A 14,865-nucleotide genomic window follows, 5' to 3' on the forward strand; every position below is an offset into this window, starting at 1 on the left:
CCCGCTTCTTGCATTACACTGGCCGGCGTACATTCCTTAACCAATTGATGAGATGACCGTGCTCAAAGCACTCAAGAAAATGTTCGGTAAAAGCGAGGCTGAGCAACTCGCGCCAGTCCCCAGTGCGCCGTCGCACGCCCCCGGCCCTCGCAGCGATGCGCCCAAGGCTGAACGTCCGGCTCCGGTAGCGACACCCAAGCCCGAGCCGCAACCCGTTACTGCCGCCGAACCTGTCCGCGCCGAAGCACCGAAACCGGCCAGGCCGCGCCGCGAACCGAAGCCCAAGGCACCGGTCATTCCCTGGAAACTCGAAGATTTCGTCGTCGAACCCCAGGAAGGCAAAACCCGCTTCCACGATTTCAAACTCGCTCCGGAACTGATGCACGCCATCCAGGACCTGGGCTTCCCGTACTGCACGCCGATCCAGGCGCAGGTGCTGGGTTTCACCCTCGCCGGCAAAGATGCCATCGGCCGCGCACAGACCGGTACCGGCAAGACGGCCGCGTTCCTGATCTCGATCATTACCCAGTTGTTGCAGACCCCGCCGCCGAAAGAACGCTACATGGGCGAGCCCCGTGCGCTGATCATCGCGCCGACCCGCGAGCTGGTGGTGCAGATCGCCAAGGACGCCGCTGACCTGACCAAGTACACCGGCCTCAACGTCATGACGTTCGTCGGCGGCATGGACTTCGACAAGCAGCTCAAGCACCTCGAAGCGCGTCACTGCGACATCCTCGTCGCCACCCCGGGCCGTCTGCTCGACTTCAACCAGCGCGGCGACGTGCACCTGGACATGGTCGAAGTGATGGTGCTGGACGAAGCCGACCGCATGCTCGACATGGGCTTCATCCCGCAGGTGCGGCAGATCATTCGTCAGACCCCGCCGAAGGCCGAGCGCCAGACCCTGCTGTTCTCCGCGACCTTCACCGAAGACGTGATGAACCTGGCCAAGCAGTGGACCACCGATCCTGCCATCGTCGAAATCGAAGTCACCAACGTGGCCAACGAAAACGTCGAGCAGCACATCTACGCGGTGGCCGCTGCCGACAAATACAAACTGCTCTACAACCTGGTCAACGACAACGGTTGGGAGCGGGTGATCGTGTTTGCCAACCGCAAGGACGAAGTACGGCGCATCGAAGAGCGCCTGGTGCGTGACGGCATCAACGCCGCGCAACTGTCCGGCGACGTGCCGCAGCACAAGCGCATCAAGACTCTGGAAGGCTTCCGTGAAGGCAAGATCCGCGTGCTGGTGGCCACCGATGTCGCCGGTCGCGGTATTCACATCGACGGCATCAGCCACGTGATCAATTTCACCCTGCCGGAAGTCCCGGACGACTACGTGCACCGCATTGGTCGTACCGGTCGCGCTGGCGCTGACGGCGTGTCGATCAGCTTCGCCGGCGAGGACGATTCCTACCAGTTGCCGTCCATCGAAGAGAAGCTGGGTCGCAAAATCAGCTGCGAAACCCCGCCGACGCATCTGCTGCGCGCGGTTGAGCGCAAGCGTCCGCAATAAGCGCCCCAAAAACAAAAAGCGCAGTCGGCAACGACTGCGCTTTTTTTTGTCCAGCGTTTCATCAGATGCTTGCGAGAGACAACTAAAAGTCCATAATGGACAAATTAGTTTAGATTTAATCTCCGGAGCCTGACATGTCCAGTACGCCCTACGTAATCGACCAACGCCAGGCCCGCGAGCTGCTGGCGCGCATCGACGTGCCGCAGATCCTGCGCAAACTGTTTCGCGACCTCGCCGCCGGTCACGCCGTGCAACCGCCGCAGCAATGGGTGGAATTCCCGCAGGGCGCCGGCGACTTCATCAATTATCTGGGTGTGCTGGCCGAAGACGGCGTGTACGGGGTCAAGACTTCGCCGTACGTCGTCCGTGAACAAGGCCCGCTGGTGACGGCGTGGACCCTGTTGATGTCGATGCACACCGGCCAGCCGCTGCTGCTGTGCGATGCCGGCGAACTGACCACCGCGCGTACCGCCGCGACCACCGCGGTAGCAGTTGATGGCCTCGCCCCGCTCAATGCCTCGCGACTGGCGATCATCGGCAGTGGCAAGGTCGCTCAGGCGCATCTGCACTACGTGAAAGGCCTGCGTGACTGGCAGAGCATCAGCGTGTATTCGCCGAGCCTGGCTGAAGACGCTGAAACCCAGGCGCTCATGAAACAGATTTTCCCTCGATTGCAGATTGCCGACAGCCGCGACGACGCCCTCGCCGAGGCCGACGTGATCATGCTCTGCACCTCGTCCGCCGGGCCGGTGATCGACCCGGTCACCTTGAGCAAACCGGCGCTGATCACCTCGATCAGCACCAACGCCCCGCGCGCCCATGAAGTGCCGCCGCAATGCCTCAACGCCATGCAGGTGTTCTGCGACTATCGACTGACCACGCCGGGCTCGGCGGGTGAGATGCTGATCGCGACGGAGCAGCATGGCTGGGACAAGTCTGCGATTGTCGGTGACCTTGCCGATCTGCTCAGCGAGAAAGTGCCGCGCCCCGGTTACGACCGTCACGTGTTTTTCCGTTCAATCGGCTTGGGCCTGGAAGACATCGCGCTGGCCAATGCGGTTTATCACCTCAAGCACTGACCCCTCGATCCCTTGTAGGAGCCGTCGAAGGCTGCGATCTTTTGATTTTTAAAAGGCAAGATCAAAAGATCGCAGCCTCGTTTCACTCGTCAGCTCCTACAGAGAACCTCAATGACTCAGGAGACGTTCATGAGCCAGGCAGATTTCATCATCATCGGCGGCGGGATTGCCGGCGCTTCCACCGGTTTCTGGCTGTCGCCGCACGCCAAAGTGATTGTGCTGGAGCGCGAATCGCACCCGGCCTACCACTCCACCGGACGCTCGGCGGCGCTCTACACCGCCGCATACGGAACGCCACAGGTGCGGGCGCTGACGCTGGCCAGCCGGGCTTTTTTCGATCACCCGCCCAGCGGCTTCTGCGAGCATCCATTGCTCACACCGCGCGGCGAAATGACCGTCGATTTCACCGGCGATGACGCCGAACTGAACCACCAGTACCTCAGCGCCAAAGCCACAGTGCCGGAGATGCAGTTGCTCAGCGCCGACGAAGCCTGCGCACGCCTGCCGATCCTGCGTCGGGAAAAGGTCCACGGCGCGATCTACGACCCGACCGCCAGCGACATCGACACCGACGCCCTGCATCAGGGTTACCTGCGCGGTATCCGCCGCAACAACGGCGAGGTGCACACCGATTGCGAGGTACTGGGCCTGAGTCGCGACGCTGACGGCCAGTGGCAAGTGCAAACCAATAGCCAGACATTCAGCGCCCCAGTGGTGATCAACGCCGCCGGCGCCTGGGCTGACAAGATCGGCGCATTGGCTGGCGCAAAATCGCTGGGCCTGCAACCCAAGCGCCGCGCCGCGTTCATCTTCGCCGGCCCCGAAGGCGTCGACAGTCATCACTGGCCGATGCTGGTCAGCCTCGATGAGTCGTTCTACATGAAACCCGACGCCGGGATGTTCCTCGGCTCGCCGGCCAATGCCGACCCAGTCGAACCGCATGACGTGCAGCCGGAAGAGCTGGACATCGCCATGGGCATCTATCAGATCGAAGAAGCCACGACCTTGACCATCCGCCGCCCGACCCGCACCTGGGCCGGTTTGCGCAGTTTTGTCGCGGACGGTGATCTGCTCAGCGGTTTCGATCCGCAAGTGCCAGGGCTGTTCTGGGTCGCCGCCCAGGGCGGTTACGGCATTCAGACGTCGCCGGCCATGGGTCAGGCCAGCGCGGCATTGGTGCGGGGTCAGTCGCTGCCCGAGCCTCTGCAGCAGGTCGGCCTGAGCAGCGCCATGCTCTCCCCCGCACGGCTGGGCTGAGCACCCTCGCGGATGACGCGCCCAACGGATTGCGGCACACTCGCAGCGCCCCCTGTTCACGGGGGCGTTGACGCCGCCTGGAGTTCCACAACCATGACCGCCCCCGAATTCGATCCGGCACTGGATAACTTCCGTGCCGTCGCCGACGCCATCGCCACGCTGTTCTTTCCCCACGCCGAAGTGGTGCTGCACGACCTGCGCACGCAAAAGGTCGACTACATCGCCAACAACCTGTCCAAACGCGAGATCGGCGACGACTCATCGCTCGAAGACATGCTCAGCGAGGACGTCAGCGACCGCAACATCGGCCCGTATGAAAAACTGAATTGGGACGGCCAGAAGATTCGCAGCCTGAGCACGGTGCTGCGCGACAGCGAAGGCCGGCCGCTGGCGGTACTGTGCATCAATCTGAATATTTCGCTGTTCGAGAATGCCAAGGCCGCGCTGGACCTGTTCCTGTCGCCGAGCAAACTGATCCCGCAACCGGACTCCCTGTTTCGAGATGACTGGCAGGAACGCATCAACACCTTCCTCCACGCCTGGCTGCGCGAACGCCAACTGAGCCTGAATCTGCTGACCCGCGATCACAAGCGCGAACTGGTGCTGGCACTGCACGCCGAGGGCGCGTTCAAGGGCAAGAGCGCCTCGAACTATGTGGCCAATGTGCTGAACATGGGACGGGCGACGGTGTACAAGCATTTGAAGGAATTGAAGGGCTGAAAATCAAAAGATCGCAGCCTGCGGCAGCTCCTACAGGAGAATGCATTCCTATGTAGGAGCTGCCGAAGGCTGCGATCTTTTCTATCAATCGCCGTAAATGTCAGACTTGAAATATTTCTCGGAAATCTTCTGATACTCGCCACTCGCACGAATCCCGTCGATGGCCGTGTTCAACTCGCTGACCAGCTCGCCATTGCCCTTGCGCACCGCAATCCCCGCGCCCTCACCCACGTATTTCGGGTCTTTCAGTTCCGGCCCGACAAACGCAAAGCCCTTGCCACGGGGCATCGACAGGAAGTCCGTCAGCGGAATGGTGTCGGCAAAAATCGCATCGAGGCGCCCGGCCGCCAGGTCCATGTAGATCTCTTCGTTGTTGCTGTAACGCTTGACGTTGATGCCCTTCGGCTCGAATACCTCGGTGGCATAACGGTCGGTGGTGGTCGCGCGCTGCACGCCGACGTTCTTGCCCTTGAGGCTGGCGTATTGATCATCGACCGTGGCGCCTTCCTTCATCACCAGTCGCGACGAGGTGAAGTAGTACTTGTGGGTGAAATCCACTGACTTCTTGCGATCTTCATTAATGGTCATCGACGACAGCGCCATGTCGATTTTTTTCACTTTCAGCGAAGGAATCAGGCCATCGAACTCACCCTCCACCCATACGCACTTGACCTTCATTTGCGCGCACAGGGCATTGCCGATGTCGTAGTCGAAACCGACGATTTCACCCTTGTCGGTTTTCGAAGCGAACGGCGGGTAAGCCGCCTCGATGCCGATGCGCAGGGTTTTCTCGGCGGCAAACGAGCTGGTGCACGCCAACAGGCTCAGGGCCAGACCGGTGATGAGGGGGAGTTTCTTCATGTTCGTTCTCTCGCGGGTTGTTGTTGGTTTGGCAAGACAGAAGAAAGAGCTGGAACGGGGGAAATGTTTTTTGTACTTGTAAATCCATACTGGACTTTTATGTATAACCCGTCAATCGGGCAAAGAGGCAGGATTTTTTTGTATGGCGGATGGCGCTATCGCGAGCAGGCTCACTCCTTCAGGGGAACGCATTCCAACTGTAGGAGTGAGCCTGCTCGCGATGGCTGACTTGAGGGCGACGCGGGTTTTACTTCTTCCAGCGATCGGCGGCGGCATGATCACTGTCACGCCCCTCGACCCAACGCGGGCCGTCGCTGGTGGTTTCTTTCTTCCAGAACGGCGCACGGGTTTTCAGGTAGTCCATGACAAAGGCGCAGGCATCGAACGCCGCCTGACGATGGGCACTGGCCGCGCCGACAAACACGATCGGCTCGCCCGGCTCCAGTGCGCCGATGCGGTGCAACACTTCCAGCTTGAGCAACGGCCAGCGCTGCTCGGCCTCGACGGCGATCTTGCCGAGGGCTTTTTCAGTCATGCCCGGGTAGTGTTCGAGGAACATTCCGGCTACATCCAGCCCGTCATTGAAGTCGCGCACATAGCCGACAAAGCTCACCACTGCACCGACGCCAACGTTGGCCGCGTGCATCGCGTTGACTTCAGCACCGGGATCGAACGCCATGGACTGCACACGAATCGCCATGCCTCAGCCTCCGGTCACGGTGGGGAAAAACGCCACTTCGTCACCGTCGCTCACCGGCTCGTCGAGCTGGCACAGGTCTTCGTTGCGCGCACACATCAGGTTCTGCTCGCTCAACACCTCGGCGCCGTCACGTTGCGCGAGCAGTGCACGCACGTCATCGACAGTGGCGAAATCACCTTCGACCGCCACCGAGTCCACGCCCAGCGCTTCACGGTAACGGGCGAAAAACTTCACGGTCAGGTTCATGGCTGCTCCGCCTGGAAGTGCCCGCTCTTGCCGCCGACCTTCTCCAGCAGACGCACGCTTTCGATGGTCATGCCGCGGTCCACGGCCTTGCACATGTCGTAGATAGTCAGTGCGGCAACGCTGGCGGCGGTCAATGCTTCCATCTCCACGCCGGTCTGCCCGGACAGCTTGCAGCGCGCGACGATGCGCACGCTGTCGTCACCTTCGGCACTGAGTTCGACTTTGACGCCGGTGAGCATCAGCGGATGGCACAGCGGGATCAGATCACTGGTTTTCTTCGCCGCCTGGATGCCGGCGATACGCGCCACGGCAAATACATCACCCTTGGGATGGCCGCCACTGACGATCATCTGCAGGGTTTCAGGCAGCATGCGCACCAGCGCCTGGGCGGTCGCCTCGCGGAACGTCACGGCTTTTTCGGTGACGTCGACCATGTTGGCGCGACCTTGGGAATCTAGATGAGTCAGCACGGGATTACTCCTGATCAGGAGCTGGGATTGTAAACCTGCGGGTCAAATTTCCGCGAGCGCGATTACAGCCACACCGCAAATCCCTGTAGGAGTGAGCCTGCTCGCGATAGCGGTCTGACATTCAGCATTAATGTCGACTGATACACCGCTATCGCGAGCAGGCTCACTCCTACGGGGGTTGTGTATTTATCCATAAAAAACCGGGCAGCTTGTGGGCCGCCCGGTTCTGATCGAAGGGTTACAGATGCGATTCGGCGTATTCGGCCAGAATCGAGCGCGGCACACCCTGCAGGGTGATGTGCACACCGTTGGGGAAATCCTTGAAGCGTTCGGTCAGGTAGGTCAGCCCGGAACTGGTCGCGGACAGGTAAGGGGTATCGATCTGTGCCAGGTTGCCCAGGCACACCACTTTGGAACCGGCGCCGGCCCGGGTGATGATGGTTTTCATCTGGTGCGGCGTGAGGTTCTGGCATTCGTCGATCAGGATCAGGCTCTGCTGGAAGCTGCGACCGCGAATGTAGTTGAGCGATTTGAACTGCAACGGCACTTTGCTGAGGATGTAGTCGACGCTGCCATGGGTGTTTTCGTCATCCATGTGCAAGGCTTCGAGGTTGTCGGTGATGGCGCCCAGCCAAGGCTCCATTTTTTCCGCTTCGGTGCCGGGCAGGAAGCCGATTTCCTGGTCCAGCCCCTGCACGCTGCGGGTGGCGATGATCCGCCGATAACGCTTGCTGACCATGGTCTGCTCGATCGCAGCGGCCAGCGCCAGAATGGTTTTACCCGAACCCGCCGCCCCCGACAGGTTGACCAGGTGAATGTCCGGATCCAGCAACGCATACAGCGCCAGGCTCTGATAAATGTCCCGTGGCTTGAGCCCCCAGGCTTCCTGGTGCAGCAGCGGTTCCTGGTGCAGATCGAGGATCAGCAGCTTGTCTTCCTGGATTTCCTTGATCCAGCCGACAAAGCCTTGTTCGTCAATGATGAACTCGTTGATGTGCACCGCCGGCAGGTTGTCGATCAGTTGCACCTGATGCCAGGTGCGGCCGTGATCCTGACGGGTGTCCACCTTGCTGACGCGGTCCCAGAAGGAGCCGGTCATGTTGTGGTAGCCGTTGGGCAGCAGGGACACGTCATCGACCAGTTGGTCGGTGCTGTAGTCCTCGGCATCGATCCCGCAGGCGCGCGCCTTGAGGCGCATGTTGATGTCTTTGGTGACCAGCACCACGGCCTTCTTCGGATCACGGGTGTGCAGGTCGATCAGTTGGTTGATGATTTTGTTGTCGTTCAGATGCTCGGGCAGAATCAGGTTCGACTCGGCCTGCTTGCTCATCAGAATTGACAGCAAGCCCTTCGGCCCGCCCTTGCCGCGCTGGATCGGCACGCCCAGCTCGACGTCCTCGGGGGAGGCATCGCCCAGGGTCTTGTCGATCAGCCGGATAGCCTGGCGGCATTCGGCAGCAACGCTGTGATGCCCGCTCTTGAGCTTGTCCAGCTCTTCGAGCACGGTCATCGGGATCGCGACGTGGTGTTCTTCGAAATTCAGCAGGGCATTTGGATCGTGAATCAATACGTTGGTATCGAGTACATAAAGGATTGGCTGGTTGGAAGAAGGGCTACGTCCGTGATCATCCATACTCGGTCACCTTTGTGGGAGCCATTCGACGCAATACCTGGGCGGTGCTGCGCCTCGAAGTGACTGCCGAATTCATCCCTGAGGGTTTGGATGAACTGCACACAAAAGGAGTCTTGGAAGACGCCACCTGTGTTGCAGGTTTCGGCGGTCTGTCTTCGTAATACTCCAAAACCCATGACATAAAAAAGCACTTTGACGGTTTTTTTAAGTTTATTTTGCAGAGTGACGAAAAGCCCTTGGCGGACCGCCCAGACCCCGCTAAAGTCGGAAGTCCGCCTGCATCGAATTCTCATCAAAAATCGCCCCAAGCCCAATGTTTCCGGGCTTTTTTCGTTTATCAGCGAAACCCGTCCTGACAATCCTCCCAGCCGATTCCGCTTTGCGCGGTTTGCGTGATCAGCCACGGCAACGCGGTCTTCACCGCATCCTGTTTCATGTTGAAATTGATCACCCCGTGGCGCCACAAGAGCATCAGGGTCAGCACCCGCTGCGCACTCGGCGCCCCTTTGAGCTTGCCCGCACCGTCCTGGGCATCGATGTCCCACAGCGCCACTTGCAGGCCCTGATTGCGGAAGAAGCTGCCGGAATCACTGCGCCGTTGCCCTTCCGGCGGACGGAACAGCGGCACGTAGTTTTCCGGCAACTTGTTCCTCACCAGATCACTGCTGCGGCGCACCGAGTCCTGCCAGTCCTGCCAGTGGCTGTGAGAGCGGAACTCCCAGCCCTGCACGCCAACACAGAGATTCGAGAACTCCGATTGCAGGTTGTTCACCGAACGATCCGCCAATCGCGCCTGCACATCCTTGCCCAGCAAGAAGAAAGTGCCGCTCAGACGGGATTTACGCAGGTAGTCGGCGATCCAGTCGGTGTTGTCCGGCTGCAGATTGGCGGCGCTGTCGAAACTCAGCAGAAACAGCCGATCGTGCATCTCGTCGCCGTTACGCTCGTAGTCGCCAAAACGATCGACTTCGCTGCTGGTCTGCGGCGACAGCGCGGCCTTGCGCATCAGCTCGTCCAGGTATTGCAAATGAAACAGCCGGCTCGGCTCGGCCCACTTGGTGTAATAGCTGTCGTCACTGACCGCAAATTTGGCGGCCTGCTCGCGCAACGTTGGCAAGTCTTCGACGAGGAAGCAGAACGAGGCGTCCTGGTCGCAGCTCTGCTGGGCGAAGTTGTAGTTGGCCAACAGGCGTGCCCACAGCCGCTGACGCAGGCTGTTGATCGCATCGACATTGACCGTGCGCAGCCCCAGTCGCTGGGCCAGCGCGGCTTCATCCAGCGCTTCGGTACCGAGCAGGCCACGGGCGAACATAAGGATTTCCGCGCGGGACGCGACGTCGAACAGGGTCGGGCTGCCGAGCTGCTCCGGCCAGGTGCTGCGATCCAGCGTCGCCACATCACCCGGCGCCGCCATGGCACCGAAGCTCAACAGCCACGCGGTGAATAAAAGAACAATGCGCAAAGGGGTGTCTCCATAACCAAACCCGCGCGGCACTATAGCTGATAAGCCACCCATTCCCGCAGCCACATCGATCCCCTGTAGGAGTGAGCCTGCTCGCGATAGTGGTGTATCAGTCGACATTAATGCTGAATGTCAGACCGCTATCGCAACAGGCTCACTCCTACAGGGATCGTGGCGGGCCATCGATCACCTATCACGCTCATAGCTGGAGTCAACTCGGACAACCCCCTAGAATCGCCCCCACGATTAAAGGAGACGACTTCATGCTGATGGTGATTTCCCCCGCCAAGACCCTCGATTACGAAACACCGCCGGCGACCCAGCGCTTCACCCAGCCGCAATACCTCGACCACTCCCAGGAGCTGATCCAGCAACTGCGCGAACTGAGCCCGGCGCAAATCAGCGAACTGATGCACGTGTCCGACAAGATCGGCGGCCTCAACGCCGCACGTTTCGGCAGCTGGACACCCGCCTTCACCCCGGAAAACGCCAAGCAGGCCCTGCTCGCGTTCAAGGGTGATGTGTATACCGGTCTCGACGCGCAATCGTTCAGCGAAGCCGAATTCGATTACGCGCAACAGCACCTGCGCATGCTCTCCGGCCTCTATGGCCTGCTGCGTCCACTGGACCTGATGCAAGCGTATCGTCTGGAAATGGGCACCAAACTGGCCAATGCCCGTGGCAAGGATCTGTACGCCTTCTGGGGCACGCGCATCAGCGAATGGCTCAACGAAGCGCTCGCCGAGCAAGGTGATGACGTGCTGCTGAACCTGGCCTCGAACGAGTACTTCTCGGCGGTCAAACGCAGCGCCCTGAATGCACGAATCATCAACACCGAGTTCAAGGACCTGAAGAACGGTCAGTACAAGATCATCAGTTTCTACGCCAAAAAAGCCCGTGGCCTGATGAGTCGTTTCGTGATTCAGGAGCGAATCAACGATCCGGCCGCCCTCAAACAGTTCGATGTGCAGGGCTACCGCTACAGCGTCGAACAGTCGAAACCCGACAATCTGGTGTTTTTGCGCGACCACGCCCCAGAATAAAGCATGCCCATTGCACGACTCTTTCTATAAAGAGTCGTGCAGCTCGCACGACGTCAAAAATCCCCCGCCACATTTCGCCGCTTTATTGGCGCCATAAAATTGTCCTCTCGAATTCTAATTTTAGTTTCACTCGACAGCCGCACTTTTTTTCAGTAGTGGCACGTAAATTTTTTTACGGTAGTGGCACAAAACTATCTGGCTCGATTAAGGGCCTATTAATAAAGGCTCAAATCGAAAGTGCTATCAGATTGAGACCAGTGCCATCTTTGGCAATATTTCAAAAAATTTCAGATTTGCCGATGAGTGGGTAGGAACTATGTCCAAATGCATAGCTCATACCACCGGTAACGATTCTCGCCGAGTTTGTACGAGATAACTTACGCAGAGCGGAGAACCATGTAACCAAGTTGTCACAGCAACTTGCCTAGATGGTTCACTCATCTGAACAACTAACGATGGATAGGTGATACGCACCATAAACATCCTCTACAAGGCCAAAGGCTGCGCCCCTGTAACCGTGCTCGCCTGAGCACCCAACCGCTTGATCTACGGGCCTTACGCCCGACATCAGGTGGACTGGACACATGCACAAGAGTCTTCCACCAAGAAGATCGGCTGCATAACAGGGCAAGTCATAACAACTAGGCCTAGTTGCGCACATCTTGAGTGCACTTATTTAGACACTCGGAACTTAGTATGCCTGCACACGGCATTGTGGCGTCTGTATGCCGCACTTTCGAGTGCACTATGACCGCTGAACACCATTAACTCCGGCCATCTAATGGCTTGATAAAACACAGAGGTAATTGCGATGCGCATCAGCATATTTGGTTTGGGTTACGTTGGCGCAGTGTGTGCCGGTTGCCTGTCTGCACGGGGCCACGACGTGGTTGGCGTCGATGTTGCCAAAGACAAGATCGACATGATCAACGCCGGCAAGTCGCCGATTGTTGAACCGGGTCTGGGCGAACTTCTGGCTCAGGGTATCGAGACCGGTCGTCTGCGCGGTACTACCAACTTCGCCGAGGCGATTCGTGACACCGACCTGTCGATGATCTGCGTCGGTACACCAAGCAAGAAGAACGGCGACCTGGAACTGAACTACATCGAAGCGGTGTGCCGCGAGATCGGTTTCGTCCTGCGTGAAAAATCTACCCGCCACACCATCGTGGTCCGCAGCACCGTGCTGCCGGGTACTGTCGCCAACGTGGTGATCCCGATCCTCGAAGACTGCTCCGGCAAGAAGGCCGGCGTCGATTTCGGCGTCGCGGTCAACCCGGAATTCCTGCGCGAATCCACCGCGATCAAGGACTACGACCTGCCACCGATGACCGTCATCGGCGAGTTCGACAAGGCCTCGGGCGACGTTCTGCAATCGCTGTACGAAGAACTCGACGCGCCGATCATCCGCAAGGACATCGCCGTCGCCGAGATGATCAAGTACACCTGCAACGTCTGGCACGCGACCAAAGTGACCTTCGCCAACGAGATCGGCAACATCGCCAAAGCAGTCGGCGTCGATGGCCGTGAAGTGATGGACGTGGTCTGCCAGGACAAGACCCTCAACCTGTCCCAGTACTACATGCGCCCGGGCTTCGCCTTCGGCGGTTCGTGCCTGCCCAAAGACGTGCGCGCCCTGACCTATCGCGCCGGTTCGCTGGACGTCGAAGCGCCGCTGCTCAACTCGCTGATGCGCAGCAACGAATCGCAAGTGCAGAACGCCTTCGACATCGTTGAAAGCCACGACAAACGCAAAGTCGCCCTGCTCGGCCTGAGCTTCAAGGCCGGTACCGATGACCTGCGCGAAAGTCCGCTGGTGGAACTGGCCGAAATGCTGATCGGCAAGGGCTACGACCTGAGCATCTACGACAGCAACGTCGAGTACGCCCGTGTTCACGGCGCGAACAAGGACTACATCGAGTCGAAGATCCCGCACGTGTCGTCCCTGCTCAACTCGGACTTCGATTCGGTGATCGACAACTCCGACGTGATCATCCTCGGCAACCGCGACGAGAAGTTCCGCTCGCTGGCCCAGCAAGCACCGCAAGGCAAACAGGTCATCGACCTGGTGGGCTTCATGGCCAAAGCCACCAATGCCGGTACTCGCACCGAAGGTATCTGCTGGTAAAGCAGACGTTGCGCGCCGCCGCGTAACCCATAGGCGGCGCGCAACCAATGTGTGAACCCGAATGTAGGAGCTGCCGAAGGCTGCGATCTTTGCCCCAAACACTTGAGTCCCGAGTGGACCGGCAAAGATCAACAGATCGCAGCCTTCGGCAGCTCCTACAGGGTTCGCCCGAATTGCGCGTGACATCGCAGTTCTTTGTAAGCCTGCCTTAACCCCATCGGGCTCGCCCGAGATAGAGACGGATGCAGATTATGCACAGGCTAAAGCACGGCCTACTTCAGGCCGCCGGTTGGCTGTTTTACCTCAGTTTGTTGATGGGCCTGGCCTTGATGCTGCCCACGTCCACGTTCGACTCCGAGTCGAAGGACTTCATTTTCCTGATTGGCGCCGTGGGTATCTGGCGCTACTCGATGGGTGCAACGCACTTTGTGCGCGGCATGATTTTTCTCTACATCGTCTACCCGCACCTGCGCCGCAAAGTGCGCAAGCTGGGTAAAGCGGCGGACCCGTCGCATGTGTTTCTGATGGTCACCAGTTTCCGTATCGACGCGCTCACCACGGCGCAGGTCTACAGCTCGGTGATCCGCGAAGCCATCGACTGCGAACTGCCGACCACCGTGGTCTGCTCGATCGTGGAAATGTCCGATGAGCTGCTGGTCAAGGCACTGTGGGCACGGATGAATCCGCCGGCACGGGTCAAACTCGACTTCGTGCGCATTCCCGGCACCGGCAAACGTGATGGCCTGGCCTATGGTTTCCGCGCGATCTCCCGTCACCTGCCGGACGACCGCGCCGTGGTGGCCGTGATCGATGGCGACACCGTGCTCGGCGAAGGTACCGTGCGCAAGACCGTGCCGTGGTTCCAGCTGTTCGGCAATGTCGGCGGCCTGACCACCAACGAGTTCTGCGAAGTGCGCGGCGGCTACATCATGAGCGAATGGCACAAGCTGCGTTTCGCCCAGCGTCACATCAACATGTGCTCGATGGCCCTGTCCAAGCGCGTGCTGACCATGACCGGACGCATGTCGGTGTTCCGCGCCACCGTGGTCACCAACCCGGAATTCATCGCCGACGTTGAAAGCGACTCGCTGCAACACTGGCGCCTGGGCCGCTTCAAGTTCCTCACCGGCGACGACAAGTCGAGCTGGTTCAGCCTGATGCGCCTGGGTTACGACACCTTTTACGTGCCGGATGCGGCGATCAACACCGTTGAGCACCCGCCGGAAAAGAGCTTCATCAAGGCCAGCCGCAAACTGATGTTCCGCTGGTACGGCAACAACCTGCGCCAGAACTCGCGAGCTTTGGGCCTGGGTGTGAAACGCCTCGGCGCCTTCACCTCGGTGGTGCTGTTCGACCAGCGCGTGTCGATGTGGACGTCGCTGCTGGGCCTGACCGTGGCGATCATCGCCAGCTTCAAATACGGCACCGCGTTCATCCTGGTTTACCTGCTGTGGATCGGCATCACCCGTCTGATTCTGACGCTGTTGCTGTCCTGCTCCGGTCACCGGATCGGCCCGGCTTACCCGGCGATTCTCTATTACAACCAGATCGTCGGTGCGCTGGTGAAGATCTACGTGTTCTTCCGCCTCGACCAACAATCCTGGACTCGCCAACCCACTTCCCTGACCCGTGATCTCGCCAGCTTTCAACGTTGGTTCAACACCTGGTCGTCTCGGACCATGACCTTCTCCGCCGGCAGCATTTTCGTCGCCGTGCTGCTGATGATGGTCTGACCCGCCCCTATTGA

13 protein-coding genes are annotated in these 14,865 nt (G+C 59.5%); 7 read left to right on the plus strand and 6 right to left on the minus strand.

The genetic code is table 11. The features are described from left to right. Positions 1-52: 52 nt before the first annotated feature. The 4 genes from rhlB (at position 53) to KKQ10_RS17140 (ending at position 4,575) form a co-directional block, all read left to right on the plus strand. Positions 53-1,519, plus strand: coding sequence for an ATP-dependent RNA helicase RhlB (gene rhlB, locus KKQ10_RS17125; RefSeq protein ID WP_127650898.1), 1,467 nt, complete (start codon positions 53-55; stop codon positions 1,517-1,519). Between the two features lie 134 nt (positions 1,520-1,653). Continuing rightward, on the plus strand, positions 1,654-2,598 hold the full coding sequence (locus KKQ10_RS17130) for an ornithine cyclodeaminase family protein (protein WP_215501761.1): 945 nt from the start codon (positions 1,654-1,656) through the stop codon (positions 2,596-2,598). A gap of 129 nt (positions 2,599-2,727) precedes the next feature. Continuing rightward, positions 2,728-3,855 (plus strand): NAD(P)/FAD-dependent oxidoreductase, encoded by a 1,128-nt coding sequence (locus KKQ10_RS17135; protein WP_127650901.1) that lies wholly within the window; start codon positions 2,728-2,730, stop codon positions 3,853-3,855. Between the two features lie 93 nt (positions 3,856-3,948). Further along, entirely contained in the window at positions 3,949-4,575 is a 627-nt protein-coding gene (locus KKQ10_RS17140; RefSeq protein WP_064586076.1) for a helix-turn-helix transcriptional regulator, read from the plus strand. 84 nt (positions 4,576-4,659) lie between these two features. Here KKQ10_RS17140 and aotJ read toward each other — a convergent pair whose 3' ends face one another. From aotJ to KKQ10_RS17170, 6 genes are all read right to left on the minus strand, one after another. After that, entirely contained in the window at positions 4,660-5,436 is a 777-nt protein-coding gene (gene aotJ / locus KKQ10_RS17145) for an L-arginine-binding protein AotJ (protein WP_127650902.1), read from the minus strand. A gap of 247 nt (positions 5,437-5,683) precedes the next feature. Next, positions 5,684-6,136 carry a molybdopterin synthase catalytic subunit MoaE gene (gene moaE, locus KKQ10_RS17150; RefSeq protein WP_215501762.1) on the minus strand — a complete coding sequence of 151 codons (453 nt, stop codon included), beginning with the start codon at positions 6,134-6,136 and terminating at the stop codon, positions 5,684-5,686. 3 nt (positions 6,137-6,139) lie between these two features. Continuing rightward, positions 6,140-6,382, minus strand: a complete 243-nt coding sequence (moaD, locus tag KKQ10_RS17155) for a molybdopterin converting factor subunit 1 (RefSeq protein ID WP_103521386.1) — start codon at positions 6,380-6,382, stop codon at positions 6,140-6,142. Then, positions 6,379-6,852 (minus strand): cyclic pyranopterin monophosphate synthase MoaC, encoded by a 474-nt coding sequence (moaC, locus tag KKQ10_RS17160; protein WP_007972660.1) that lies wholly within the window; start codon positions 6,850-6,852, stop codon positions 6,379-6,381. The genes moaD and moaC overlap by 4 nt, the downstream gene beginning before the upstream one ends. Before the next feature lie 238 nt (positions 6,853-7,090). Continuing rightward, positions 7,091-8,485 carry a PhoH family protein gene (locus KKQ10_RS17165; RefSeq protein WP_215501763.1) on the minus strand — a complete coding sequence of 465 codons (1,395 nt, stop codon included), beginning with the start codon at positions 8,483-8,485 and terminating at the stop codon, positions 7,091-7,093. A gap of 337 nt (positions 8,486-8,822) precedes the next feature. Beyond that, positions 8,823-9,899 (minus strand): polysaccharide deacetylase family protein, encoded by a 1,077-nt coding sequence (locus tag KKQ10_RS17170; RefSeq protein ID WP_502941627.1) that lies wholly within the window; start codon positions 9,897-9,899, stop codon positions 8,823-8,825. A gap of 311 nt (positions 9,900-10,210) precedes the next feature. On the opposite strand from KKQ10_RS17170, the gene yaaA reads away from it, so the two are divergent. From yaaA to alg8, 3 genes are all read left to right on the plus strand, one after another. Then, positions 10,211-10,990 carry a peroxide stress protein YaaA gene (yaaA, locus tag KKQ10_RS17175; protein ID WP_215501765.1) on the plus strand — a complete coding sequence of 260 codons (780 nt, stop codon included), beginning with the start codon at positions 10,211-10,213 and terminating at the stop codon, positions 10,988-10,990. 811 nt (positions 10,991-11,801) lie between these two features. Then, positions 11,802-13,118, plus strand: coding sequence for a nucleotide sugar dehydrogenase (locus KKQ10_RS17180; RefSeq protein WP_127651066.1), 1,317 nt, complete (start codon positions 11,802-11,804; stop codon positions 13,116-13,118). 251 nt (positions 13,119-13,369) lie between these two features. After that, on the plus strand, positions 13,370-14,851 hold the full coding sequence (alg8, locus tag KKQ10_RS17185; protein ID WP_414891963.1) for a mannuronan synthase: 1,482 nt from the start codon (positions 13,370-13,372) through the stop codon (positions 14,849-14,851). The last annotated feature ends 14 nt before the right edge of the window (positions 14,852-14,865 follow it).

The organism is Pseudomonas sp. MG-9, assembly GCF_018729515.1.
Classification (GTDB): domain Bacteria; phylum Pseudomonadota; class Gammaproteobacteria; order Pseudomonadales; family Pseudomonadaceae; genus Aquipseudomonas; species Aquipseudomonas serboccidentalis.